At 69.5% G+C, this 25,360-nt stretch carries 17 protein-coding genes; 10 read left to right on the top strand and 7 right to left on the bottom strand.

Features of this window, described 5'->3' with window-relative positions; translation table 11 throughout:
- Positions 1-109: 109 nt before the first annotated feature.
- Complete coding sequence (gene recR, locus CCK91_RS17340) at positions 110-709, bottom strand: recombination mediator RecR (protein ID WP_056014479.1); 600 nt, start codon at positions 707-709, stop codon at positions 110-112.
- Between the two features lie 3 nt (positions 710-712).
- A complete protein-coding gene (locus CCK91_RS17335) occupies positions 713-3,391 on the bottom strand; it encodes a DNA polymerase III subunit gamma and tau (protein WP_207568253.1) in 2,679 nt (892 codons plus the stop codon).
- Between the two features lie 132 nt (positions 3,392-3,523).
- Between CCK91_RS17335 and CCK91_RS17330 the strand changes: the two genes are divergently transcribed.
- The 5 genes from CCK91_RS17330 to CCK91_RS17310 are packed head-to-tail and all read left to right on the top strand — an operon-like array spanning position 3,524 to position 6,969.
- The gene (locus CCK91_RS17330) at positions 3,524-3,820 is read left to right on the top strand and encodes a hypothetical protein (protein WP_086475063.1); all 297 of its coding nucleotides are present in this window, start codon (positions 3,524-3,526) and stop codon (positions 3,818-3,820) included.
- Complete coding sequence (locus CCK91_RS17325; protein ID WP_086475062.1) at positions 3,817-5,190, top strand: hypothetical protein; 1,374 nt, start codon at positions 3,817-3,819, stop codon at positions 5,188-5,190. The genes CCK91_RS17330 and CCK91_RS17325 overlap by 4 nt, the downstream gene beginning before the upstream one ends.
- Positions 5,187-5,846: a hypothetical protein gene (locus tag CCK91_RS17320; RefSeq protein ID WP_086475061.1), complete on the top strand. Its 660-nt coding sequence runs from the start codon at positions 5,187-5,189 to the stop codon at positions 5,844-5,846. The genes CCK91_RS17325 and CCK91_RS17320 overlap by 4 nt, the downstream gene beginning before the upstream one ends.
- On the top strand, positions 5,843-6,304 hold the full coding sequence (locus CCK91_RS17315) for a hypothetical protein (protein WP_086475060.1): 462 nt from the start codon (positions 5,843-5,845) through the stop codon (positions 6,302-6,304). The genes CCK91_RS17320 and CCK91_RS17315 overlap by 4 nt, the downstream gene beginning before the upstream one ends.
- The gene (locus CCK91_RS17310; protein ID WP_086475059.1) at positions 6,301-6,969 is read left to right on the top strand and encodes a hypothetical protein; all 669 of its coding nucleotides are present in this window, start codon (positions 6,301-6,303) and stop codon (positions 6,967-6,969) included. Before CCK91_RS17315 ends, CCK91_RS17310 begins: the two co-directional genes overlap by 4 nt.
- Positions 6,970-7,066: 97 nt before the next feature.
- On the opposite strand, the gene CCK91_RS20105 is transcribed toward CCK91_RS17310, so the two are convergent.
- The 5 genes from CCK91_RS20105 to CCK91_RS17285 form a co-directional block, all read right to left on the bottom strand.
- The gene (locus CCK91_RS20105; RefSeq protein ID WP_086475058.1) at positions 7,067-11,050 is read right to left on the bottom strand and encodes a family 43 glycosylhydrolase; all 3,984 of its coding nucleotides are present in this window, start codon (positions 11,048-11,050) and stop codon (positions 7,067-7,069) included.
- Positions 11,051-11,285: 235 nt separating this feature from the next.
- Positions 11,286-13,043: a glycoside hydrolase family 35 protein gene (locus CCK91_RS17300; protein WP_086475057.1), complete on the bottom strand. Its 1,758-nt coding sequence runs from the start codon at positions 13,041-13,043 to the stop codon at positions 11,286-11,288.
- A gap of 117 nt (positions 13,044-13,160) precedes the next feature.
- Positions 13,161-14,513, bottom strand: coding sequence for an ABC transporter substrate-binding protein (locus tag CCK91_RS17295; protein WP_086475056.1), 1,353 nt, complete (start codon positions 14,511-14,513; stop codon positions 13,161-13,163).
- A 134-nt stretch (positions 14,514-14,647) separates the two neighbouring features.
- Positions 14,648-15,598 (bottom strand): carbohydrate ABC transporter permease, encoded by a 951-nt coding sequence (locus CCK91_RS17290; protein WP_086475055.1) that lies wholly within the window; start codon positions 15,596-15,598, stop codon positions 14,648-14,650.
- Entirely contained in the window at positions 15,598-16,521 is a 924-nt protein-coding gene (locus CCK91_RS17285; protein WP_086475054.1) for a carbohydrate ABC transporter permease, read from the bottom strand. The genes CCK91_RS17290 and CCK91_RS17285 overlap by 1 nt, the downstream gene beginning before the upstream one ends.
- Positions 16,522-16,671: 150 nt before the next feature.
- Between CCK91_RS17285 and CCK91_RS17280 the strand changes: the two genes are divergently transcribed.
- The 5 genes from CCK91_RS17280 to CCK91_RS17260 all read left to right on the top strand — a co-directional run bounded on the left by CCK91_RS17280 (position 16,672) and on the right by CCK91_RS17260 (position 25,184).
- A complete protein-coding gene (locus CCK91_RS17280; RefSeq protein ID WP_240773772.1) occupies positions 16,672-17,712 on the top strand; it encodes a LacI family DNA-binding transcriptional regulator in 1,041 nt (346 codons plus the stop codon).
- Positions 17,713-18,076: 364 nt separating this feature from the next.
- On the top strand, positions 18,077-21,982 hold the full coding sequence (locus tag CCK91_RS17275) for a glycoside hydrolase (RefSeq protein ID WP_086475052.1): 3,906 nt from the start codon (positions 18,077-18,079) through the stop codon (positions 21,980-21,982).
- Between the two features lie 428 nt (positions 21,983-22,410).
- Positions 22,411-22,860, top strand: coding sequence for a hypothetical protein (locus CCK91_RS17270; RefSeq protein WP_133060040.1), 450 nt, complete (start codon positions 22,411-22,413; stop codon positions 22,858-22,860).
- A gap of 111 nt (positions 22,861-22,971) precedes the next feature.
- Positions 22,972-24,207: a hypothetical protein gene (locus CCK91_RS17265; RefSeq protein WP_133060039.1), complete on the top strand. Its 1,236-nt coding sequence runs from the start codon at positions 22,972-22,974 to the stop codon at positions 24,205-24,207.
- The gene (locus tag CCK91_RS17260) at positions 24,204-25,184 is read left to right on the top strand and encodes an aminotransferase class I/II-fold pyridoxal phosphate-dependent enzyme (protein WP_086475049.1); all 981 of its coding nucleotides are present in this window, start codon (positions 24,204-24,206) and stop codon (positions 25,182-25,184) included. The genes CCK91_RS17265 and CCK91_RS17260 overlap by 4 nt, the downstream gene beginning before the upstream one ends.
- Positions 25,185-25,360: the final 176 nt, after the last annotated feature.

Genomic DNA, 25,360 nt, shown 5'->3' with positions numbered 1-25,360 from the left:
GAGTCCGTCGGCGCGGCGGAACCCACCAGCCCCGACACACCGGCCGACTCCTGAGAACGGACCGATGGCAAGAAGAGGGGGTGGAGGGGCGGGCGACGAGGCGGGGTGATCAGCCGCTGACGACGGTGCGACCCTCGAAGGCACGACCGAGGGTGACCTCGTCGGCGTACTCGAGGTCGCCGCCGACGGGGAGACCGGAGGCGAGGCGCGTGATACGGATGCCCATCGGCAGGAGCAGCCGGCTGAGGTAGGTGGCGGTCGCCTCCCCCTCGAGGTTCGGGTCGGTCGCGATGATGACCTCGGTGACGGTGCCGTCGGCGAGGCGCTGCATGAGGCGACGGATGTTCAGGTCGTCGGGGCCGACGCCGTCGATCGGACTGATCGCGCCGCCGAGCACATGGTAGAAGCCGCGGAACTCACGCGTGCGCTCGATGGCGACGACGTCCTTCGGCTCCTCGACGACGCAGATCAGAGCCGGGTTACGGCGCGGGTCGCGGCACACACTGCAGAGGTTCTGCTCGGAGATGTTGCCGCAGATCTCGCAGAACTTGACCTTCTCGCGGACGACGGTGAGCAACTCGGCGAGCTTCGACACGTCGAACGACTCCGTTTGGAGGATGTGGAACGCGATGCGCTGCGCCGACTTCGGACCGATACCGGGCAGCCGCCCGAACTCGTCGATCAGATCTTGGACGATTCCCTCGTACATGGCCTACCGCCCTCCGGAGCGCGGCTCGTGCGGCTGCTCCTCGATGAATGTGGCGCCGAGGAGCTCGCGGACGACGCTCTCGCCGTACCGGTTGTCGCCCGCGGGGTGGGTGGTCGGCACCGGAGGCGCCTGGCGCATCCGGACCGGGGGCTGCGGGCGCTGCTCGGCGACGGGCGCGGCAGCCGATGCGGCCTGCGGTGCGCCGGCGGGACCTACTGCTGGCGCGCCGGCCGCAGGGGACGGAGCAGGAGCCGACGACTCGAACGGGTCGGGGTACGGCGGCTCGTCGTCCGGCGGCGGTGCGTCGTCGTCTGACGGGATCGAGACGACGTCCCAGGTGACGGTGCGCGAGCCGAGCGCGTCGCCGTTGGACGGGCCTCGGGCTGGTGCCTGCTGGCGCGGCGGGGTCGACGGCTGCCGCTGCGCGGGTGAGCCGGCCGGCGTCTCGGGTGCTCCGGATCCGGCGGGTCGTCCGGGCTGCCCTTCGACAGGCTCAGGGACCGAAGACGGCCGGGTCGCCGAAGCAGGCGCGGCAGACGACGTGGGCCCTTCGACAGGCTCAGGGACCGGGGACGGCTGGGACGCCGAGGCAGGCGTGGGCGATGACGTGGGGCCTTCGACAGGTTCAGGGACCGCAGACGGCTCAGGGACCGCAGACGGCTCAGGGACCGGGGACGGCTCGGACTCGTCAGCCGGCGGCGCGACCGTCGCCCACGAGGAAGCGGACACGGAGGTCTGCTCCTCGACCGGGGCGGTGACCGACGACGCGGGTGCCGACGACGCAGCAGCCGACGGATCGGCGTTCGTCGGCTCGGCGGCTGGGGACTCGCCACCGGCTGGTGCGACGGTGGGCCACGAGGAGCGGGCTCCCGACCCGCCGGTGCCGCCGGACGACTCCGGGGCGGCGGGGGCGGCGACCGTCTGCGGGAGGCTCGGGGTCGACCAGGCGGACGACTCCGACGACGGAGCGCCGGTGGCGGGCGCAGTGGCCCGCGGTGCCGGCGGCTCGTCGGCACCGGCGACCTTGGCGAGGTACTTCACCCGCACGCCGAGGACGTCGAGGACCGCCGTGCGCAGGACCTCCGCGACACCGGTGCCGGGGGCGTGACGTGCCTTGAAGTCGTTGAGGTCGCTGTTGTTCGCGAAGACGAGCGTCAGGACGTCGTCGTCCGAGTACCCGCCGACCTGGGTGTTGACGACGATCATCCATGCCTTGCGGTCGGCCTTCTCGACCCGCGCCACGATCTCGGGCCAGGCGTCGCGGATGTGCTGCAGGGTGACCGGGCCGACCCGAGGGGCGGCGGGCTGCGCGTGGTCGGACTCCTGCACCGGTCGACGATCGGGAGCCGCGGACGGGCCGGAAGGTGCGGGCGCGGTGGAACCGGTGGTCGGGGTGGGAGCCGCGGTGCTCGTGGGCACCGCGCCGGCAGGGGCCGGAGCGCGGTCGGCGACCACGGTCTGCGCCGAGACCGCAGGCTGTGCCGTGACCGCTGCCTGGCCGCCCTCGGCGGCAGCTCCTTCGACGCCGATGCGACGTTCGAGCCGCTCCACCCGTGCCAACGCACCACGAGCGGAGTCGTCGGCTGCGGGCACGAGGATGCGCGCCATCATGAGCTCGAGGTGGAGCCGGGGCGACGTCGCGCCCGTCATCTGGGTGAGCGCCTCGTTCACGACGTCGGCCGTGCGCGACAGCTCGGCGATGCCGAACGCCCGCGCCTGGGCCAGCATCTTGTCGAGTTCGTCCTGCGGGAGCCCTCGGAGGACCGCTGCCGCGTTCTCGCCCGTGGCGGCCACGACGATGAGGTCGCGGAGTCGCTCGAGCAGGTCGTCGACGAAGCGACGTGGGTCTTGGCCGGTCTGGATGACGCGGTCCACCGTGCTGAAGGCGGCACTGGAATCGCGGGTGGCCAGGGCGTCGACCACTTCGTCGAGCAGCGCCGTGTGGGTGTAGCCGAGCAGGGCGACCGCGCGCTCGTAGTCGACGGAGTCGCCCTCGGAGCCGGCCATCAGCTGGTCGAGCAGGGACAGCGTGTCGCGGGCGGAACCGCCACCGGCCCGGACGACGAGCGGCAGCACGCCGGCCTCGACACCCACGTGCTCGCTCTCGCACAGCTGCTGGACGTAGTCGAGCATCTGTGCCGGCGGGATGAGCCGGAAGGGGTAGTGGTGGGTGCGCGAGCGGATCGTGCCGATCACTTTGTCGGGCTCGGTCGTCGCGAAGATGAACTTCACGTGCTCCGGTGGCTCCTCGACGATCTTCAGCAGGGCGTTGAAGCCCTGCGGGGTGACCATGTGCGCCTCGTCGAGGATGAAGATCTTGTAGCGGTCGCGCGCGGGCGCGAAGATCGCGCGCTCGCGGAGGTCGCGGGCGTCGTCGACACCGTTGTGGCTGGCTGCGTCGATCTCGACGACGTCGAGCGAGCCGGAGCCGTCGCGGGAGAGGTCGACGCAGCTCGCGCAGACACCGCACGGGGTGTCGGTCGGGCCCTCGGCGCAGTTGAGGCAACGGGCGAGGATGCGCGCGGACGTCGTCTTGCCGCAACCACGTGGACCACTGAACAGGTACGCGTGGTTGACGCGGTTGGTGCGCAGGGCCGTCATGAGGGGATCGGTCACCTGCGCCTGACCGATCAAGTCGGCGAACGTCTCGGGCCGATACCGGCGATACAGAGCTGTGACCACCCACCAATGGTAGCCGTCGCCCCCGACATCGCGGCCCGATCCCGGGACCCGACGACGGGCGTGGGGAGTCCTCCCCATGGAGGGCGCGTTCCCGGCTTCATAGACTGGATGCTTCCGCCGAAAGGAGTATCGATGGACCAGTTCGTGGTCGACACCGGGCTCATCCGTGACACCACCGCCAATCTCGCGGTGATCAAAGCGGAGTTCGACGAGGCCGAGCAGAACACCGCCACGGCCGGCGACCTCGTGCCGCACGAGCTGCTCGCCAGGACCCTGCAGGAGTTCGCGGCAGGCTGGGACAGCCGCCGAAAGGACTTCTCCGAGGCCATCACCACGCTCAACGGACTCGGCACCGCGATCGCCGACGAGGTCGACAGCTGGGAGACCGACAGCGCGGCGGCCGCTGCAGGAACCGAGGACGAAGGATGAGCCCCATCGCAGGAGACCCGGCTGCTCTCCGCACCTGGGCGGGCACGTACGGCAGCATCGCCGACACCATCACCGAGGCGGCCGCCCAGCTGCAGTCCATCGAGCTCGGCGAGCAGACGAGCCTCGCGGTCATCGAGTACCGGAACAACGCCGAGTACCTCGGAGAGAACCTGGCGCTCACCGAGCCCCGCTACCGCGCGGTGCAGCAGGCGCTCGACTACTACGCGACCGAGCTCGAAGCCGCGCAACAGGACGAACGCGACGCCATCGCCGCCGCTGAGGCCGCAGACAGCGAGCATGCGAGCGCCAACACCGACTACCTGGAGAAGTTCGAGGCCGCTGCGACTGCGCAGGCAGACCCTGCGGCGACGGACGCGGCGTCCACCCGGGAGACGTCGAACCTGGCCTGGAACCGCCTGGAACTCGCACGGATCGCCCAGTCGCAGGCGCAGGTCGACCTGGAGAACGCGACGATCCGAGCAGAGAACGCCGGTCGCACCGCCGCGTCGATGATCACCACCGCCGTCGACGGCGACGGTATGAACGACACCTGGTGGGACGACTGGGGTCGTGCCGTCTACGACTTCCTCACGGTGGCGGCGGTCGTCGTCCTCGTCATCGCCGCCGTCCTCGCCATCGCCGCGCTCGTCGTCGCGACCGTCGTGACGGGTGGCCTGGCCGCCGTACCCGGCATCCCGATCGCCATCGGGATCGTCGGTGCGATGGGACTCGGGGTCGGCCTGCTCCAAGCCGGCATGACCGGTGCCGCGATGGCAACCGGCGAACGCGGCCTGGAGTCACAGCTCACGTGGGACCTCATCGGGCTCATCCCGTTCAGCCGCTTCGCGAAGGGGCCGATCAAAGCGCTCCTCCGCAACATGGATGCTCCGCCCGGAGGTGTCGGATCGCTCTCCGGCATCCCCACGACCACGTCGAGAAACGCGAACGCCGACGACTTCCTCGACACCCTCGTACGGCAGGGCGCGGATCAGCAGGCGGCCGCCGAGTACTACCTCACGAACAAGATCGACATCTTCGCGATGATCGGCACGACGACGGGCAGGGCGATCGCCGCGGGCTCGCCCAGCGCATTGCCCGACCTGGCACCCAACGATCGCGCTCCAGCCGCCCATCAGGAGCCGATCCCCCTGATCCCGCTCACGGGCGACACGCAGCGCGAACAGGTCGACGAGTACGCGCTCGTGCCCACGGTGCCCGACTTCGAAGGGTCGTACACGGCGACCGATTCGGGCGGCCACAACGGCATCGTCCGGCCGGCGCCCGACGGACCGTTCGCCTTCGACCTGATCGAACCGCAGACCTTCCCCTCGCTGAGCGGAGCAGGGACGACGGACGGAGACGGACCGTGACCGACGGCTCCCGAGGCGGCGCCGAGGTCCACCCGGCCGTCCTCACCGTGCACCTGCGCGGCATCGATCTCGACCGTTGGCACTGGGTCCCGCACGTGTGGCCCTTCGGCGACTTCGACGAGCCGCGCTCCTGGGCGGACGCCGTGTCCAGACGGGTGGCCAAGCGCTCACGGTTCGCCTTCCTCAAGCGGACCGCCCTGCGGGACGACCTCATCCAGCTGTCGCTGAGTCGAGACGGCACCGGCACCGCCTGGTCCGTGGCCTACGCCCCGGATCTCAGCCGACCGGCCCGCATCGTCCGCATCACCGCGACGGATTCCCGTCTCGGTCCGTACCGCTCGCTCGAGTCGTTCCTCCAGCTGGACCAGCCGGGGCTCGACGGGGTACCGGAGATCGAGCCGTTCGTCTCGCCGCATCTCGGCGACGGAGTCGTCGCGGTGAAGCGTCGTCGTGCGGCAGACGGCACGCTCACGGCGGTGCGCAGCTACGGCTGGCGGCTCCAGACGGCCTATGTGTCGATCGCCTATGCCGACTACGACCTGTCACTCATGGCGCGACTGCAGCCCGAACTCGACGTCCTCGCGAGGTCGCTGGCATTCGACGAGGTGCTTCGCGGGTCCGCCGCTCCCGGTGATCCGGAGGCGGGGCGCTCGTGACCGCGACCGGATCGACCCGCGTCGCCGTCCCCCGATCGGTCCTCGTCGCGCTGCTCGCAACCGGCGTCCTCATCGTGACGTGGCTGATCGCGGCGGTCGTCCCCCTCGCCTTCCCCGGCGACGGTCCGAGACCGTGGACGCCGGCGGCGTGGTGGTACGCGGTCTTCCCGGTCGCGCTCCTGGTCCCCACCCTGCGCCTCGCCTGGTGGGGGCGGCACCGACGTACCGGACAGGCCTTCGCCGGCGTCTTCGGCGGCATCCAGCTCGCCGGGGTGCTGGTCTCGCAGCGCGTCGAGGCGAAGCTCCCGTTCGACCCCGGGTGGCCGCACGATCTCGCCGTCGCGGTGTGGCTCGGCCTCGCCGCGATCGTCGTCGGTCAGCTCGTCGCGTTCTGGGCCGAGCGCCGCGCGGCCGACGCCGCGCGCGACCTCCGGACAACCGGAACGGAGCACCCATGACCATGCCGACACACGGGGGCGCCACCCGGAGTGCCGCTGTCGGACGCTACGGCTTCGTCCTCCCGCCCGGTTGGGCCCATCTGCCGGCGGAGGAGCCCATCGAGGCGATCGTCGATCGGCTGGTGCCGTCGGACCCTGCTCGCGCGTCGTCGACGGAGATCGCCAGGCTCAGAGCGGTCCTCCGCGACCAGCTGCGAGCGCTCCGTTCGAACGCCGCGGCGAACGGCGGCGTCGATGTGCTGTTGCCCGTCGCTCCTCGCGGCGGCGCCATGATCCCAGCCAACATCCTCGTGGCGCAGGCGACGGCGGAGGCCCGACTCGGGTACCTCGACGACCGGCTGCCCGAGCGTTGGTCCCGGCCTCCCGTCGGCGGCCGCCCGGTGACGATCACCGATGAGTGGTTCGGGCCGCTGCCCGTGACCCGGGCGCTTCGGGTCGACCGCGAGACCGCCGACGGGAAGCCGCTCGACCTGGTGCGCATCGACTACTTCGTCCCCCGGCAGGTCGACCGGCCTCGCTCCCTCGCCCTCGTGTTGTCCTGCAGCGTCCTCGGGCGTGTCGGGTCCGAACGTCTCCCGCAGTCGGCGATCGAAGTCCTCGTCGCCCTCGTCGACGCCGTCGCGCACACCTTCCGGTGGCTCGACGAGTCCGACCACCCGAGCTGACGTCCCGCGCCGGTCCGTCCGTTCGCCCGGATTCGGGCGGACGGACGTTCCCTCGCCCGGGAATGGGCGAGGGAACGTGTGCCTCAGGCGGATGCCGTCAGCGTCGGACGATCATGATCCAGGAGAGCTGCACGTCGGTGCCGCCACCGGAGCCGACCGGGTCGAGGGTGATCGACAGGCGTCCGTCCGCGTCCGGCTGCACGGACGACAGGGTCGCCACGGTCGGGGTGCCGGTGATCGGTTGTGCGCTGAGCAGCGTCGTCCCGTTCGCCCCGATGTCCGCCCGCCGGTTGTCCGCCCACTGCGACCACGGGTCGTAGAGCCCGACGTACACGTCGTAGCTCCCCGCGTCGAGGGAGTCGAACGCGTACTCCAGCGTGCGGTCGGTCGCGGAACTCGCGACGTAGCGGAGCGACTCCGAGAACGGCCCGTCGGTCGTGCCTGTCTCCGCGCCGACGACGCCCCAGTTCGCGCCGGTGGCCGGGTCGGCCCCGAGCGTGCGGTCGAACGTCGAGTTGAGCAGGGTGCCGTCGGCGTCCGCCACCGAGCGGATCGCGTCGTACTCGGGCGACGCCGATCCCCCGGCGTCGACGAGGTAGACGAGGTCCTTCGGGACGACCGTCACCTGCCGGGTCACCGGGCGGGACACGCCCTCGACCGTGCCGGTCAGCGAGACCGGGCCGGGGACGGCGAGCGCCGCGGTGTCCCACGTGATCGTCCGCGTGGTCGTCGTGCCGCCCTCCGTGACCTGCGCCTCGCTCGGCAGGGTGCTCGCGTCGCCGAGCCGGACGGTCGCCGGCACGTCGACGTCGACCGCGACCTTGCCCTTCCCCTCGAGGTCCGCGAGCGTCCACTCGTCGTACCACTTCAGCGACAGGGACCCGTCGTCGCCGAACTCGAGCGGGAGCCAGACGGCCGGCGCGTTTCGGAGGTCGGACGGCGTCCAGCGGTCGCCCAGGTAGATGAACTTGCCGGCGGCCGCGTCGATGGGGATCACCGACGTGCTCTGGCTGCCGTGGGTGGTCGACGCACCGGAGCCGGTCACCGGGTTGCCGTGGTCGGTCCACTCCCCGAGCATCGAGTCGGCGGTGGCGTACTTGGCCGGGTTGGGGTTCCAGCCGGTCGCGCCCGAGGTGATCAGGTAGTACGTGCCGTCGTAGACGAACACCGCCGGCGCCTCGCGCTGCCCACCGATGTAGGTGCGGGTGAAGTCCTCGCCCTTCACGGCGCGGTCGACGGGTGCCGACAGGAACATGAAGTTCGACGACAGCTTGGAGATGAAGAGGGTCAGGTTCTCCTCGCTCGCGTAGATGATGTAGCCGGTGCCGTCGACGTCGGTGAAGAGGTTCATGTCGCGCGCCATACCGGGGCTGTCGGGCTGGTAGTTCGGCTCGCCCTCGGGCGCGACGTTCAGGCGGTAGCTGTCCACGTAGCGGAACGGGCCGGTCGGTGAGTCGGAGACCGCGACCCCGGCGGTCGCCTTCGCGTACTGCGCGTCGGACGTCGCGCTCGGTCCGTCGGTGTGGATCCACATGACCCACTGCTCGGTGGCGGCGTTGTACATGACCTTCGGCCGCTCGAGGATCGCCGCCGGGACGGCCGGGTCGCTCGGGACCGTCAGGAGGTCGCGGACGACCGCCGCGCGTTGCCGGGCTGTGTAGTCGGCGTACAGCTCGGCTGCGGCCGGATCGGTCGTGAGCTGGTCGGCGGTCGACAGGGCCTGCAGCGCGAGGCCCTCGTCGGTCCAGTTGTAGAGGTCGCGCGAGGAGTACACGTGCACCCCGCGGCTGCTCGCGTAGCCGTTCCACCGGTCTTCGCCGTACCAGTAGTAGATCGGCTGGCCGTCGGCGTCCGTCGACGGCACGACCTGCCCGCCGTGCGCCTGGATCGGGTTGCCCTGGTCGTCGACCCAGGCCTGGCCCGGGCGGAACGAGTCGTAGGTGACGATCGGCCGGAGTGCGGTGAGTGCGGCCCCGAGCGCGTCGTAGGCGGCCGTGAGTGCCGCGGTGTCGGTCGACCCGGCGTCCACGAGCGCCTGGGCGTCGGCGATCGCCGCGTCGAGGACGGCGAGCGAGTCGGCGACGTAACCGGCGCGCTGCCCTTCGTCGAGCGTGACGGCTCGGATCTTCGCCGCGAGCACCTCGGTGGACGCCGTGTGTGGTGCCCGGATGACGATGGAGTTGACCGCGGGGTCCGTGTAGGTGTTGGTCCGACCCGCGGGGCTGTGGACCTCGAGGTCGAGGGTGCCGTCGTCGACACTCACGGTGAGCTGCTGCTCGAGGAGGGCGCCAGCCGGCGCGATGACCTGGGCGAGCGTCTCGCCCTCGGCCCGGAGGTCGAGCGGTCGTGCCGCCCAGCCACTCGGCAGGTTGAACCCGAGGGTGACCTCGTAGTCGCCGGCAGGGAGGTCGAAGGCGTAGTCGACCGACCGCGTCGGGAGTGAGCTGCCCGCGGGCGGTGCGTCGTACCGGAGGGAGGCGGTCTTCTCGGTCCCGGAGGAGCTGTTGGGCGTCGGGTTGCTGTTCTCGTCGGCGACGAATCCCCAGGACGCGCCGGTGGCGGCGTCGACCCCGTAGGCCTGGTCGGTGCGTGACTGGTACAGCCCGATGTGGTCGCCGGCGGAGACCGCGTCGGTCACCGTGCTGCCGGCGTTCGCGAAGTAGAGGACGAAGTCGTTCGCGACGAGTTCGTCGACCGTCGGGCTGGGGTAGCTCGGTGCGGCCTCGGCACGTGGTGCGTCCGCCGTGACGAGGGCACCGGAGAGCCCGAGGGCGAGGACGACCGCGCCCGCGACGCCACTGCGTCCGACACCGCCGCTGGAGGAGGCGTCCTCGGCGGCGCTCGAGGCTGCGATCCGACGGCGGCGGAGGATGAGCAGCGCCCCCGCGAGCAGGAGCACCGCGGCCACGATCACCGCGGCGGCGATCGAGACGCCCGACACGGCGAGCCCACCGGCGCCGCCCGCGTTCGTGCCCGAACCCGCCTGACCGGCCCCAGGGTTCGCCCCGGGCTCGCCGCCCGACCCGGTTCCGGGATCGGTGCCGCCTGGCAGGGAGTCGACGGTGTTGCCCGGGCCGCCGTTCGTGCCACCGGCGACGGGGACCGCACCGGCCGCGGCGACAGCTCCCGTCTCGCTGAGCGCGACACCGGCCGCGAGTAGACCGTCGGGCAGTGCCGCACGAGCGTCGTCGGCGCCCCAGACGGTGACCGATCCGTCGGCGGCGATCGCCCCGGACAGGTACGGACCAGCGAAGACACGCACGACGTCGACCCCGTCGAGGGACGCCGGCACCTCGGTCTGGCCGGAGCCGTCCGCACCCCAGGCGAGGACGGTGCCGTCGTCGGCGAGGGCGAGCGTGTGGTCGGTGCCGGCGGCGAGCTGCACGACGTCCTCGTCGGCGAGCGCCGTCGGGAGCTCGAGCTGCCCGGCGTCGCTCCGGCCCCAGGGGACGACCGTGCCGTCGTCGGTGAGGGCGACGGTGAAGCCGGATCCGATGGCGACGTCGGTGACGCGTGCACCGTCGAGCGCGGTCGGGAGGTCGTTCTGTCCGAACGCGTCGTCACCCCAGAGCGCGAGCGTGCCGTCGGCGCGGACGGCGGCCGAGTTCGGTCCGCCGGCGGCGACACGGAGGACCCGGTCGAGTCCTGCGGGGACCGTGGCCTGGCCGTCGGCGTCGCGACCCCAGGCGGTGACGGTGCCGTCGGCGGCGAGCGCGAGCGAGTGGTTCGTGCCGGCTGCCACCTGGGTGATCGTCCCGGTGAGGCTCGGGACGGTCGCCTGGCCGAAGCCGTCGGCGCCCCACGCGAGCACGGTGCCGTCCGCGCCGAGCGCTACGGCGTGGCCCAGACCGGCGGCGACACCGGTGACCGGAGTGCCGACGAGCTCCGCGGGAGCCGCCGGGTCGCCCCAGCTGAGCAGGGTCGCCGCGGGCGCCTCGGCAGCGGTCGCGCTCCCGGCCGTCAGGGCGGTGGCTCCGACGATCGCGACCGTCAGGAGACCGGCGGCGAGACCGCCCCGCCGCAGGACGGCGGCACCTCCATCCGGTGTCGATCGGTCGGGTCGTCTCGTCGCTCGTCGCATGCTGCGGCGTCCTTTCACGTCATCGTGGGGTGCTGCGGGGTGGTGCGCTGGCCCTTCGACAAGCTCAGGGACCGGGGTTGAGGTCAGGGACCGGGGTTGTTGCGGTCAAGGACCGGGGTTGCGGTGCTGCGTTTGGATCGGTCCCTGAGCCTGTCGAAGGGCGGGGAGCGGTTTTGGGGCCCTTCGACAAGCTCAGGGACCGGGATTGGGGTCAGGGACCGGGGCGGGTGGGCGGCTAGAACTCGGTCGGGCCGAGCGAGGGGCGGGCGAGGAAGGAGAGCGTCGGCGTCGTGAGCGCGTGGAACTCGAACACCGTGAAGCGGTTCTCCCCGGCACGGAGCTGACCACCGGGGACGTACAGCGTGTGCTGCGGCCCCCGCGACCAGTAGCGACCGAGCAGGAAGCCGTTCACCCAGACGAGCCCCTTGCCCCAGGCCGCGGTGTCGAGGAACAGGTCGGTGGGCGCGTCGAGCGTGACGTTGGCGGTGAGGAGGACCGGCCCGGCACCGCTGATCGGCGCGTCAGCCGTGCGCGTGACTGCGGCGTCCACGACGGCGTCGAGACGGTCGAGGGCCACGGGGGCGATGCCCCACGACGTGAGTTCCACGCCGTCGAGCGACACGGGCCCGATGATCCCCTTCGGCTCTCCCAGGCGCTTGCCGTAGTTGACGCGACCCTGGTTCTCGAGGAGGAGTTCGAGCGTCTCACCCGCCGGGATCACGATCGATCGCTCCTTGAACTCGCGGGTGAGCGCGCCGACCGGCACGCCGTCGACGGAGACGACCACGCGGTCGCGCACCTCGGCGAACCTGAGCACCCCGCCGCGTCCACCGAGCGACGCCCGGTAGCGCGCCAGACCGCTGAACGCTCCGAGTTCGTCCATCGTGGGGATCCGGTCGAACGCCTGGAGCGGCGCGATCTCGTCGGCCACGTCCGCGAACGGGACCTCCTGCCCGAAGGACGCGGTGAACGCCGGGGCGTCCGTCGCAGCGGGCGGAATCTCGGTCGGCACCTCGGCGTACTTCGCGATCACGTCGCGGAAGGCGAAGAACTTCTCCGTCGGATGGCCGGCCTCGTCGAGGGGCGCGTCGTAGTCGTAGGAGGTGACGTGCGAGCGGTACTGCCCCTTGTCGTTCGCGCCGCCGGTGAACCCGAAGTTCGTGCCGCCGTGGAACATGTAGATGTTCACGGACGCGCCGGCCGCGAGCAGCGCGTCGAGGTCGGCTGCCGTCTCCGCCACCGGCGTCGTGTGGTGGTGCTCGCCCCAGTGGTCGAACCAGCCGTCCCAGAACTCCGAGCACATGAGCGGCCCGGTCGGCTGGTGCTCACGCAGGGTCGCGAGGCGTTCGAGCGAGCGGCTGCCGAAGGAGCCCGTCTTGTGGAGTTCGGGGATGCTGCCGTCCTCGAGCATCTGGGCCGTGGGCTGGTCGACGGTCGTCAGCGGCACGGTGATGCCGAGCTCGCGGGTCCACGCGGTCAGCGTGCGGAGGTAGTCGTGGTCGTCGCCGTAGGCGCCGTACTCGTTCTCGACCTGCACGAGGATGACGGGACCGCCGCGGTCGATCTGCAGCGGGGCGACGATCGGGAGCAGCGCCTCGAAGTACTCGCGGACGGCGGCCAGGTAGCGCGGTTCGCTGCGACGGAGGCCGAGTTCGGGGTCGTGCAGCAGCCAGCCGGGCAGGCCGCCGTTGTCCCACTCGGCGCAGATGTAGGGGCCGGGACGCACGATCGCGTACATGCCGGCGTCGGCGACGAGGCCGAGGAAGCGCTCGAGGTCGTTCACGCCCGTGGTGTCGAACACGCCGCGCTCGGGGCTGTGCTGGTTCCACGCGACGTAGGTCTCGATGGTGTTGAGGCCCATGAGCTTCGCCTTCGCGATGCGGTCCGCCCACTGCTCGGGGTGCACCCGGAAGTAGTGGAGGGCTCCGGAGAGGATCCGGAACGGCCGGCCGTCGAGCAGGAAGTCGTCGGCGCCGATGGAGAAGGTGGGCATGCTGGGGCTCCGTGATGAAGGGGTGCGGATGGAGCGACCACGGCCGGCCGGAGCGGATCCCGGAGGACCCTCCGACCGGCCGCGGTCGATGGTGCTGGTGCTACAGGTGCCGTTCGACTACTTCTCGGTGACCGTGAAGCCCTGCGTGTTGCCGTACTCGACGAGCTGCTTCTGCCAGTCGGCGAGACCGTCGTTCAGGTCGGCCTTGTTCGCGTAGGACTGTCCGACGGTGTCGGCGAAGATGCTGTTCGCGTAGACCTGGTACGGCAGGTACTGCCAACCGGTCGACACGTCCTTCGCGCCCTGCACGAGGACCTCGTTGATCTTCTGGCCACCGAAGTACTCGGGAGCTGCGGAGAGGAACTCGTCGGAGTTGAGGTCGGCGGTCGTCGCCGGGAAGCCACCGTTGTCGAGGAAGACCTTGACGCTGTCCTCGTCGTTGTTCAGCCACTTGAGGAAGCCCGCGGCGAGCGCCGGGTTCTTGCTCTGCTTCAGCACGACCTGGCCACCGCCACCGTTCTCGGCGTTGGCGGGCTTGCCGTCGTAGGTCGGGATCGGGGCGACGCGCCACTGGCCGGAGGCCTCGGCGACGGACGACTCGAGCACACCGGGCATCCAGGCGCCCGTGATGAGCGTCGCGATGCTGCCGTTGCCGAGCGACTTGTACCAGTCGTCGCTCCACCCGGGGACGCTGGAGAGCAGGTCGCCCTCGACGAGCTGGTTCCAGGTGTCGGCCCACTTCTTGGAGCCCTCGTCGGCGAGGTTGACGCTCACCTTGGTGCCGTCGGCGGTGAACGGACGTCCACCGGCCTGCCAGATCATGCTGGTCGCGAAGCCGGAGTCACCGGAGTCGTTGGTGATGTACTTCGACGGGTCGGCCGCGTGCAGCTGTGCGGCTGCCGCGATGTACTCGTCCCAGGTGGTCGGCACGGCGATGCCGTACTGGTCGAACACCGTCTTGTTGTAGAACATGGCCATGGGGCCGGAGTCCTGCGGGAGGGCGTAGAGGCCGTCGCCGATGTTGACGGAGCTCCACGGGCCGGGGCTGTAGTCGTCCTTGAGGTCGCCGAAACCGTAGGCGTTGAGGTCGACGAGGGAGTCGCTGAGCGCGAACTGCGGGATGGCGTAGTACTCGACCTGCGCGACGTCGGGGGCACCCTTACCGGCCTTGATCGCGTTCTGCAGCTTCGTGTACTCGGTGGTGTTGGTGCCGGCGTTGACGAGGTTGACCTTGACCTTGGGGTAGGCCTTCTCGAACGCGGCGACCTGCGCCTCGGCGGAGGGCGTCCAGGACCAGTAGGTGATCTCGCCACCGGCTTCGAGGGCGGACTCGATGTCCTTGGCGTCGCCCGAGGCGGTGCTGCCGCCGCCGGACGAGCAGGCGACGAGCGAGGCTCCGATCATCGCGGACGCGACGGCCGCCGTGGCCGCGCGGCGCAGAACCGTGCGAGACGGTGAGATGCGCTTCATGGGTGTTTCCTTTCACTGCGTTGGGAGGAGGAGGTGATGCGGGTGGCCCTTCGACAAGCTCAGGGACCGGTGGGAAAGCGGGTTGGGTGCGGGTGGCCCTTCGACAAGCTCAGGAACCGAGACCGCAGGAAGGATCAGCCCTTGACGCTGCCGGCGCTGAGGCCCGACTGCCAGAAGCGCTGCAGGAAGAGGAACGCGATGACGATCGGGACGATGGTCAGGAGCGATCCGGTGATCACGAGGTTGAAGATCGGTTGCGCGGCGACACCGGTGGCCTGGGCGCTCCACTGGCTGAGGCCGACGGTGAGCGGATACCAGGTCGGCTCCGACAGCATGATGAGCGGCAGGAAGTAGTTGTTCCAGGTCGCGACGATCGCGAAGAGGAGCACCGTGACGATGCCGGGGCCGAGGAGTCGCAGCGAGATCGTGAAGAAGGTGCGGAACTCCCCCGCGCCGTCCATGCGGGCGGCCTCGAGCAGTTCGGTCGGGACCGCATCCACCGCGTATGTCCAGATGAGGTACAGGCCGAAGGGGCTGACGAGCGAGGGCAGGATGACCGCCCACGGCGTGTTCGTCAGGCCGACCTGGCTGAACAGCAGGAAGGTCGGGACGGCGAGCGCGGTTCCCGGCACCGCGATGGAGCCGAGGATGATCGCGAACACGGCGCGCTTGCCCGGGAACCGGAACTTGGCGAGGCCGTACCCGCCGATCGTGGCGAGCAGCGTCGCCCCACCGGCGCCGACGACGACGTAGAGCAGTGTGTTGCCGAACCAGCCGACGAACTGCCCGTCGCGGTAGGTGAGCGTGTCGACGATGTTCTGCCAGAGGTTGAACCCGCCGTCGCCGAACCAGAGGCCGAAGGACGAGAAGAGGTCGGGCTGGGACTTCGTCGCGTTGATCAGGAGCCACAGGATCGGGACGACCGAGTAGAGGAGGAACACGGCCATGACGATCGTGAGGACGATCGAGCGCTTGCGGCGCGGGTCGTGGCGCTTCCGGGTGGGCCGGTCGAAGGCGCGCGGGTTGCGGGCGGTCCGGGTCGACACGGTCTGCGGGCGGACGGTCGGGTTCGAGACGGTGGCCATCAGCTGTTCTCCTGTCGGGAGCCGCGCACCTGCACGACGTAGGCGATGACGGCGGTGATGACGCCCATGATGATCGCGACCGTCGCCGCGAGGTTGAACTGCTGACCGGCGAAGGACAGGTTGTAGGCGTACATGTTCGGCGTGAAGTTGCTCGTGATCACGTTGGGCGCGAGGTTCTTCAGCAGGTTCGGCTCGTTGAAGAGCTGGAAGGAGCCGATGACGGAGAAGATCGTCGCGATGACGAGCGCTCCGCGGAGGGCGGGGATCTTGATGCTGAAGACGGTGCGGAACTGTCCGGCCCCGTCGATCTCGGCCGCCTCATAGATCTCACCGGGCACGACGCGGAGGGCGGCGTAGAAGATGAGCATGTTGTAGCCCATGAACTCCCACGTCACGATGTTGCCGATGGAGGCGAGGACGGCCTGGGAGCTGAACGGCTCGAGGATCTGGGCGCCGACGAGGTCGTTGAAGCTGCCGGCGAGACCGAACTGGTCGCCGTAGATGAAGCCCCAGATGAGCGCCGCGACGACGCCCGGGACGGCGTACGGCAGGAAGAGCGCGATGCGGAAGAAGGCGGCGCCGTGAAGCCTGGCGCTGTCGAGCGCGAGCGCCGCGGTGAGCGACAGGGCGAGCATGATCGGCACCTGCACGACGAAGAACAGTGCGACGCGACCGAACGGCTCCCAGAACTTCGGGTCCTGGAGCACCTGGGCGTAGTTGTCGAAGCCGACGAAGGCGTTGCCGCCGATGAGCTTCTCCTGGAAGAAGCTGAGGTAGAGCGCGTAGACGAGCGGGGCGATGATCATCAGCGCGAAGACGATCATGAAGGGGGCGATGAACGCCCAGCCCTTCCAATCCCGGCGGTCGCGTCGGTGGACACGGACCGCTGGTGGCCGGCCGGTGCGAGCGGTCGTGGTGGTCATGGGCAGCTTCCTTGCTGGGATTCGGGCGGAACCGTCGTGCGGTGGAGCCGTGCGGGGGAGGGATCGCGGTGGATGTTTACGTCAACATCTGATCGGTACCATAGCATGTTCACGTCAACATGCAAGGATGGATGCGACGATAGGGAGACCATGACGGACACCACCCGGAGAGCGCCTGGCCGCGCCAGGCGAGCACCGTCGATGGCGGACGTCGCGGCGCACGCCGGCGTCTCCTCCCAGACCGTCTCCCGCGTCGCGAACGGGCTGACCAACGTCGACGACGGCACCCGCGACCGCGTGCTGGAGGCGATGACCGAGCTCGGCTACCGTCCCAACAAGGCCGCGCGGGCGTTGCGATCGGGTCGCACCCGCAGCATCGGGATCACAATGTTCACGCTCTCCTCCTACGGCAACATGCGCACCCTGGACGCGATCACGGTCCAGGCCGCACGGGCCGGCTATTCAGTCACGGTCGTCCCGGTCGAGTACCCGACGCAACGCGACGTCGCGGTCGCCCTCGACAGCCTGCGCGAGCAGGACGTCGACGGACTCATCATCGTCATCGAGTCGCACATCGTCGACGGCGCAGACGTCGAACTGCCCGCAGGTCTCCCCGTCGTCGTCATCGACTCCGCGGCACGCACCGACTACCCCGTCGTCGACAACGATCAGGCGCAGGGTGCGGCACTCGCCACCCAGCACCTCCTCGACCTCGGGCACCAGGGCGTCTGGCACATCGCCGGCCCCCGCACCTCGTACTCGGCGGCTCGTCGCGAGCAGAGCTGGGCCGACACCCTGCGCGAGGCCGGGATCACGCCGCCGCCCGCGTTCCGTGGCGACTGGTCGACGACCTCGGGGTACGAGATCGGCCTCGAGATCGCCGAGCGCCCGGAGATCACGGCCGTCTTCGCCTCGAACGACCAGATGGCGCTCGGACTCCTGCGAGCCCTGCACGAGCGCGGGCGGGCCGTGCCGGAGTCGATCAGCGTCGTCGGCTTCGACGACACCCCGGAGTCGGACTCGTTCTGGCCGCCGCTCACGACAGTGCACCAGGACTTCGACGAGATCGGACGCCGGGCGATCACCACGCTCCTCCGCGAGATCGAGGAGGGGCCGCAGCTCTCCACCGAGCCCCTCACCCCGACCTCCCTCGTGGTCCGCGCGAGCACCGCTCCCCCGCCCGCGCGCTGAGGCGAGCGAGACACTCCACGCGGTCATTGAGCCTGTCGAAATGCCCCCGGCGACACCTCGACCAGCTCGGCGAACGAAGCCCCGGTCTTTGCGCCGGTCGACATGCCCACCTCCGCACTTCGACAGGCTCAGTGACCGGAACGGGGACCTCAGTGACCGGAACGGGGACCTCAGTGACCGGCGTAGGGGCCTCAGTGACCGGAAAGGACCGGAACGGGGACCTCAGCGACCGGGCCAGCCTTGACACCCGAGCGAGGGGTCGCCCATACTCGTCGGAAATGTTGACGTGAACACGGTGGTTCGACGCCGCCGGATGTTCACGTGAACATCCCCTGCACCACGGCCTCCAACGAAGGAACCACCGATGACACTGCCGTCACCAGTCCGCCGACGAACGATCGGAGCGACCGTCGCCGTCGCCCTCGGCATCGCCGCGATCGCACCAGCACTCGCCACCGTGGAGGCCGCACCTGCGGCCGCCGCGGAGAGCACTCCCCTCACCATCACCCCCAACCCGGCCTACCAGAACGAGGCGTTCGAAGGCTGGGGCACGAGCCTGGTCTGGTTCGCCAACGCGACCGGGAACTACCCCGCGGACGTCCGCCAGGACCTCTTCGACAAGGTGTTCGGTGAGGACGGCCTCAACCTCAACATCGCGCGCTACAACATCGGTGGCGGCAACGCGAGCGACGTCCCGCCTTACCTGCGGGCCGGCGGCGCGGTCGACGGCTGGTGGAACCCGGACCTCGCCGCGAGCGACTCCGACGGCCCCATCACCTCCGACTACGCCGACCGCGACCGCTACGCCGCCGCCTGGGACGCCGACGACCCGGCCTCCTACGACTTCGACGCCGATGAGACCCAGCGCTGGTGGCTCACGGCCCTCAAGGACAAGATCACCAAGTGGGAGGCCTTCAGCAACTCCCCGCCCTACTTCATGACCGAGAGCGGCTATGCGTCGGGCAACTTCAACGCCGCCGACGAGCAGCTGAAGCCGGAGAGCGTCGGCGACTTCGTCGCGTACCTCACGACCGTCGTCGACCACCTCGAGGCCGACACGGGCATCGACTTCGACACCATCGACCCGTTCAACGAGCCGAACACCAACTACTGGGGCACGACGATCGACCAGAGCACCGGTTGGCCGAGCGGCGGACGCCAGGAGGGCGCGCACATCGGCCCGGCCATGCAGGACACCGTCATCAAGGCCCTCGCCGAGCGCCTCGCCGCCGAGGGCACCTCGACCGAGGCCGTCATCGCGGCCATGGACGAGACCAACCCCGGCATCTTCGCGACGAACTGGAACGGCTGGTCACAGACCGCCAAGGACCTCGTCACGCAGCTCAACGTCCACAGCTACGGCCAGGGCGGCAGCGTCGTCGCACGCGACATCGCGAAGACCGCCGGCAAGCCGCTGTGGATGAGCGAGGTCGAGGGCAACTGGGACTCCAGTGGCAAGCACAACCTCACGAACATCGACAACGGCATCGGTATGGCGACGCACCTCATCGACGACCTCCGCAACCTGGAGCCGACGGCGTGGGTGCTGTGGCAGCCCGTCGAGGACCTCTACAACATGGAGAAGGTCGAGAAGCTCAACTGGGGCAGCGTCCTCATCGACTTCGACTGCAACGCCGAGGGCGACTCCGAGCGACGCATCGCCGACGGTGACGCCGACCCGAGCTGCTCCGTGAAGACGAACGCGAAGTACAACACGCTCCGCAACTTCACCCACTACGTGCAGCCCGGTGACCACCTCATCCCGTCCACCGACGCGCAGACCACCACGGCACTCCGTGCCGACGGCACCGGCGCGACCCTCGTGCACGCCAACCCGTCGACCTCGGCTCGGACGATCACCATCGACCTGTCGAAGTTCGCGGACATCGCTCCCGGGGCGACGGTCACGCCGATCGTGACGACGGAGTCCCCCGCGGACGACGTCACCGCCAACGCACTCGTGCAGGGCGACGCCGTGTCGATCGACCCGGTGACGAAGCAGGCGACGCTCACCGTCCCGGCGAAGTCCGTCACCACCTTCCTCGTCGACGGTGCGACCGGTGTCGCAGCCGACGCGGCGCCGTTCCAGGACGGACACGCCTACCAGCTCGTCGGCAAGCAGAGCGCGAAGGCGTTCACCGCCGCGGCCACGACCGGGACCGTCCCGGCCGGCACGATCACCCCGCGCGCCTCCGACGCCACGACCGGTGCCGCACAGGTGTGGACCGCCGAGCTCCTCTCGGGCGGCGGCACGAACACCGACCGCTACGCCGTCCGCAGCTCGTCCGGGGCACTCCTCGCCGCGAACTCCGCCGGCACCTCGCTCGTCGCTGCGACGCGGGAACAGGCTGCGGCCGACCCCTCGCTGCAGTGGATCCCGACGACGACCAACGGCTCCGAGTGGAGCCTCGTGAACGTCGGGACGAGCCAGGCCCTCGAGGTCGGCGGGCAGTCCACCACCACGGGTGCCGCCGTCGGCGTCTACCAGTCGAACAACGGCGCGAACCAGACGTGGAACATCGTCGACACCGCCCTGACGGGAGTGCAGCCGGTCGCGCTGCAGACCGTCGCCGGTGTTCCGGCGGCGCTGCCCGCGACCGTAGTGCCACTGTACGGCGCGGTCCAGGGCGCTCCGGTTCCGGTCACCTGGGACACCTCGGGCGTGGACTGGAACACGCCGGGAACGATCGTCGTGAACGGTTCCGGCACCGACGGGTGGGGCGCGGCGTTCACCGCACAGGCCACCGTCGACATCGGCGGCTTCACGACCACCGAACCGGTCTCCCTGACGGTCGCGGCGGGGTCCCCGGCGAGCGCCGTCATCGCTGCGGCACCGACGACGGTCCCGGCGCAGATCGGTGCGAGTGCCAACCGCTTCGACACGGCCGTCACGTGGGACTTCAGCACCCTCGACGACGCCGACCTCGCCGACACCGGTGTGGTGCAGGTGCGCGGTGCGGCCGCATCGAACGACCCGGCCGCGGCACCGGTCGACGCACTCCTGTCGATCATCGTCACGGCGCCCGGTGAGCGGAACATCGCTCCGGACGCCACGACCGTCGCGAGTGCGACGTCCACCGAGTCCGGCTACCCGGCGAGCAACACGAAGAACGGTGTGCGCAACGACAAGGGCTGGTCGAACTGGCGCTCGTCGAACAAGCCGGCGAGCGACACCCTGAGCTACGAGCTCGGCGGTGAGCACACGATCGAGCACGTCACCTTCTACGCCTACAAGGACGGGAGCACCAACAGCTGGCCGAGTGCACTGACCGTGCAGGTCCGCGACGCCGGCGGCGCGTGGATCGACGCTCCGGGTGGGGCGGTCGCCGTGCCGGTCCCGACCGATGGGACGGCTCCGGTCGTCGACGTCGACCTCGACGGCGTCACGACGAGTGCCGTCCGAGTCGTCATGACGGCGTATGCGAACACGCACCTGGTCGTCTCGGAGGTCGAGATCTACGCGCTCGCACCGTCGGTCGCGACCGAGGCGAGCCTCGCCGCGCTGCGGGTGAACGGAACGCCGGTCGAGGGCTTCGACGCCGGCGTCCTCGAGTACGAGGTGCCGCTGGCAGGGTCCGCCGACCCGGTGGTCGACGCCATCCCCGCCGACCGCGACGCGACGGTCACGATCGAGGCACTCGAAGCGGCACCGGCGGCTGCTGCTCGCGCTGCGGCTGACGCGACCGACGGGGTCGTCATCACGGTGACGGCGGCTGACGGGGTGACCACGCAGTCGACGACCATTACCTTCGCCCGGACGGCGGTCGCGACCGCGACGCTGTCGAGCACGGCCCGCGAGGGCGTGCCGACGACCGCGGCAGTCGTCGTGGACCCGGAGGACGCGGCCGTCGTCTACGCGTGGCTGCTCGACGACGAGGTCGTGGACGGGGCCGACACGGCGACGTTCACGCCACCCACCGGCAGCGCTGGTGCGGCACTCGCGGTGCGGGTCACGGTCTCGGCCGATGGCTTCGCGCCGGTCGAGACGACGTCCACGCCGGTGACGGTGCTCGCCGCCGCGGTGGACCCGGGGACCGACCCCGGCACCGACCCGGGGACGAACCCCGGTACCGGTCCTGGCACCGGCTCCGGTGGTGGCACGGCCGGTGGCGGTGACGGCACGAGCTCCCCCTCGGGTGGTTCGGCCGCCGGCGCCGACTCGCTGTCGCGCACGGGTGTGGACGTGTCGAGCATCGGGCTCGTCGCGCTGCTCCTCGGCCTCGTCGGCTTCGCGTCGGTGCTGCTCGCGCGTCGCCGTCGCTCGGCGTAGCCGACCGCATCACCCCGGTCCCTGAGCCTGTCGAAGGGCACGACGACGGAACCCCGCCACCCGAGTCAGCTCGGGTGGCGGGGTTCCGTCGTTGCAGGTGACTACTCGGCGTCGAGGTCCGTCTCGAGGAGGCCGGCGAATTCGGCGAGCGCCTCGTCGGCGCCCTCGCCCAAGATCATAAGAGATAATATATATTCTATGCACAAATTCTTGCTTAACATATTCGCAGCTTGTACGGTGATTGAGTTCGCATTCGCGAATCGCTGCTGACGAAAGGAAGAACACTATGGAGCTCCTGATCGACCGCATCTTGGATCGGCACTTCGACGCGCTCAGAAATCACGCACAAAGTTGTTGCGGCGGTGCTCCGAGCCCAGGACCCGACCAGTGAGGACGGGCGGCCGAATGTGATGAGGAAGGAGACCATCTTGATCGACGACGACTACCGAAATCACATCGCAGCTGAGTTCCCGGACCGAAGTATGGAGCTGGTTGACGAGCAGATCGGCGAGGTACTCAAATACCTCACGATTCTCTCGGAGGGTTCGCGCGCGCGGTTCATCCCGTTGACTCGTGAAGCGGATGAGATCTGGCACGAGATGATCGTGCAGACACAGTCATACTTCGATCTGTGCGAGGCACTTCCGGGCGGACGATATATCCATCATGAGTCCATCGGCATCGATGGTTTCGCTCAGCGGATCGGCCGCAGAGAGGCCGTCGCACAGTTCGTGGAATGGATTCCTGACTACACGTCCCGATTCGGACCGTTCACGGAGCCAAGCGCGTCACACTGGTCCGTGGTGCAGTTCCTCCGCCAGGAGCTTGGTCTCTCACTCGACGAAGTCAACGCGCTCGGCTCGCCGGTCTCGGTCTGACGGACAAGCGCGCCAGTGTCCATGAGCGAGTCGAAACGGAGGTTTCGGCGAGACTTCCTCCGCCGCGGCTCGCTCATGGCGCTGGGCTCGGCGTTCGGTGGTGTGCGTGCAATGGTCACGATCATCGCCCTTGCAGAGTTCGGACCCACAACCGTCTCCACGTACGGCATCGCCGTGAACGTGTACGGCATAGCCGTCGTTCTGTGCGCGGGGCACGGCATCGCTGTTGTCTCACGACTCAGCCATCTACGCATGCGAGGGCAGAGCGACGCAGCGGGCAGCGAGCAGTTCACGGAGATCATCTCGACGGCTTGGGCCTCGACATTCGTGCTCGTGGTGCTCACCTGCGGCTTCGGAGCCATCAGCACCGCTCTCATACCCGGTGATCGTGGTCAATATGTCTTGGCCTACGCGGCCGCCACGGTGGGCGCGATCCTCCTGCCGCTCGGGCAGTGTCTTGCCGGAAAGCAGCAGTTCCTCGGACTGGAGCGGCTCAGCACACAACATTCGTTCGAGACATTCGTCATCGGCACGGGCCTTGCGCTGCTCGGCACTGGAGTTGCGCCAGACGCCACCACGGCACTCCTGTCCATCGGCCTGAGTGGAATAGCCGCGGAGGCCTGGGGCTTCGCTCGGCGACGCGACAGCCTCGGCGAACGAGACCGCGGCATCATCCGGGCCGGATGGTCAGTGTTCACGTCGAGCCCTGCTCAGACGCTTCGCAACGTTCCCCGCACCGCCGCGGGAGCATATGACGGCGTCGTGTTGCTCAGCACGTTCGCGCTCGTGTCCCAGCTCGCCGCGAGCGTCGGTCCACTTCCCGGCGCGGTGACCGTCACCGCCATCGCGTTCGTACGCTCGGTCGTCATTCCGCTCAAGAGCATCGGGCTGGTCGGCGGGCGGCTCGTCGTTCACCGCTCCGATCGTCGCCTCATCGATTCGGGACTCATCCGACAAGCGATCGGCACGGTAGCGTACGTCCTCGTCCCCGTCGGAGCAGCTCTGGCTCTGGCTCCTTGGCCCCTTCAGCACGTCCTCGGACTCCCCCAAGGGCATGACACCGAGCTCGTGGTTCGACTCGTGGGGTTCCAGCTCATGCTCGAACCGATCGCGGGAGTCGGTTCAGCGATGCTGAAGGTCATCGTGAAACCGACAGCGGTCCTTCTCCCGCTGACGATCTGCATGTGGGGCCTCACCCTGCCCGTGATCGCGATCGGAAGCGCTGCGGGGGCGCTATCCCTCCCCACTATCTGGGCGGTGCTGCTCACCGCTCGCGGCGCCTTCTGCGCGTGCGTCTGGGTTGGGCTCGTGAGAGCGAGCAGACGCCGAACAGAGCTCGTGGCATGACCCGGTTGTTCCGACCCCGGCGGCCTGGCGTCGACTACACGGAGTCCTCGGTCGAGTGGCCGGTCGACTTCAAAGAGGCTGTCCTGAAGCAGGCGATGGACCAACCCTGGCGCCTGTACCCCGTCTCGCAACCAGACCGCGCGCGCAGCAGAATGGCCGAGCTCCTGGGCATCGATGTCGAACGGATCCGATTCACGAGCGGCGCTGACGGAGCTGTCGATCTGGTGACCCGGTTCCTGCCTGCTGCCTCGTCGCTGTATATCCCGTCTCCCGCGTACCCGGGATATCGGCTGGCCGCCGCACGAAATCGTTGCGCCACTCACGAATACCAGGCAGTGCTCGACGTGGAACGGATTCGCACGCTCGTGGATGTCCGCCCGGCCCACGTGATCCTCACCTGGCCAGGCAATCCCATCGGGATGGATTCTCTGCCGGTCCCCCTTGCGTCTGATCAGGTGAGTTGGACAGTGGACGCCACGTACCTGTCCATCTTTTCTAACGAGTTCTCCGCTCTGGTCGCACGGAGTGAAAGCCAGTACAACGTGATCTTCTCCTGCTCAAAAACCGAGGGTCTTGCTGGCGTACGCCTCGGCGGGATCGTCCTCGCGACGCACGACCCCGGTTACACGGCCGAGGAGTCCCCGTTCGCCTTGAATACGCTGCAGCTGGCGGCCGCAGAAGTTCTCCTCTCTCCCGCATGGCGTGGTCGAGCGATCGCTCGCCACGACCACATGCGGCGAGAGCATGCGCGTCTGACCGACGCCTTGACCACTCTCGGGTGGGTCTCCGTCCCCTCTTCGGCTCTGTCATTCATCACCGTGCTCGACCCCACCGACAGTTGGGGCATTGCCGACCGGCAAACCTACGCGGCACTGCATGCAAAACGCTTCGCTGACGACGGGTTCCTCCGCATCACCTCGTGCGATCACAACATCACTCACCTCAGCTCGGTTCATCCGGTCGGACCAGCTGCTTGACGTGCTGACCCGATCGTCGCGCTCCCGTGATGCACATCGACACGCTCGACGGGTGGAGTGCATGAGTTCAGCGTGCACATTCCCCGATACCGGCCGCAGGATCGAAGCGAACACCGCGCGTCGACGAGCTCAGGACAGGCCCACGAGGAAGCCCCGCCGTCCGAGATGACTCGGGC

This window comes from Plantibacter elymi (nom. nud.), assembly GCF_900177795.1.
In the GTDB taxonomy this organism is placed as follows: domain Bacteria; phylum Actinomycetota; class Actinomycetes; order Actinomycetales; family Microbacteriaceae; genus Plantibacter; species Plantibacter elymi.
This window is presented reverse-complemented; position numbering and strand designations above follow the sequence as displayed.

Bases quoted from the DNA above. Each gene is read 5' to 3' on its own strand.
- CCK91_RS17290 (WP_086475055.1), bottom strand. From the start codon at position 15,598: ATGGCCACCGTCTCGAACCCGACCGTCCGCCCGCAGACCGTGTCGACC.
- CCK91_RS17310 (WP_086475059.1), top strand. From the start codon at position 6,301: ATGACCATGCCGACACACGGGGGCGCCACCCGGAGTGCCGCTGTCGGA.
- CCK91_RS17300 (WP_086475057.1), bottom strand. From the start codon at position 13,043: ATGCCCACCTTCTCCATCGGCGCCGACGACTTCCTGCTCGACGGCCGG.
- CCK91_RS17330 (WP_086475063.1), top strand. From the start codon at position 3,524: ATGGACCAGTTCGTGGTCGACACCGGGCTCATCCGTGACACCACCGCC.
- CCK91_RS17295 (WP_086475056.1), bottom strand. From the start codon at position 14,513: ATGAAGCGCATCTCACCGTCTCGCACGGTTCTGCGCCGCGCGGCCACG.
- CCK91_RS17285 (WP_086475054.1), bottom strand. From the start codon at position 16,521: ATGACCACCACGACCGCTCGCACCGGCCGGCCACCAGCGGTCCGTGTC.
- recR (WP_056014479.1), bottom strand. From the start codon at position 709: ATGTACGAGGGAATCGTCCAAGATCTGATCGACGAGTTCGGGCGGCTG.
- CCK91_RS17260 (WP_086475049.1), top strand. From the start codon at position 24,204: ATGACCCGGTTGTTCCGACCCCGGCGGCCTGGCGTCGACTACACGGAG.
- CCK91_RS17265 (WP_133060039.1), top strand. From the start codon at position 22,972: ATGGTCACGATCATCGCCCTTGCAGAGTTCGGACCCACAACCGTCTCC.
- CCK91_RS17325 (WP_086475062.1), top strand. From the start codon at position 3,817: ATGAGCCCCATCGCAGGAGACCCGGCTGCTCTCCGCACCTGGGCGGGC.
- CCK91_RS20105 (WP_086475058.1), bottom strand. From the start codon at position 11,050: ATGCGACGAGCGACGAGACGACCCGACCGATCGACACCGGATGGAGGT.
- CCK91_RS17280 (WP_240773772.1), top strand. From the start codon at position 16,672: ATGACGGACACCACCCGGAGAGCGCCTGGCCGCGCCAGGCGAGCACCG.
- CCK91_RS17275 (WP_086475052.1), top strand. From the start codon at position 18,077: ATGACACTGCCGTCACCAGTCCGCCGACGAACGATCGGAGCGACCGTC.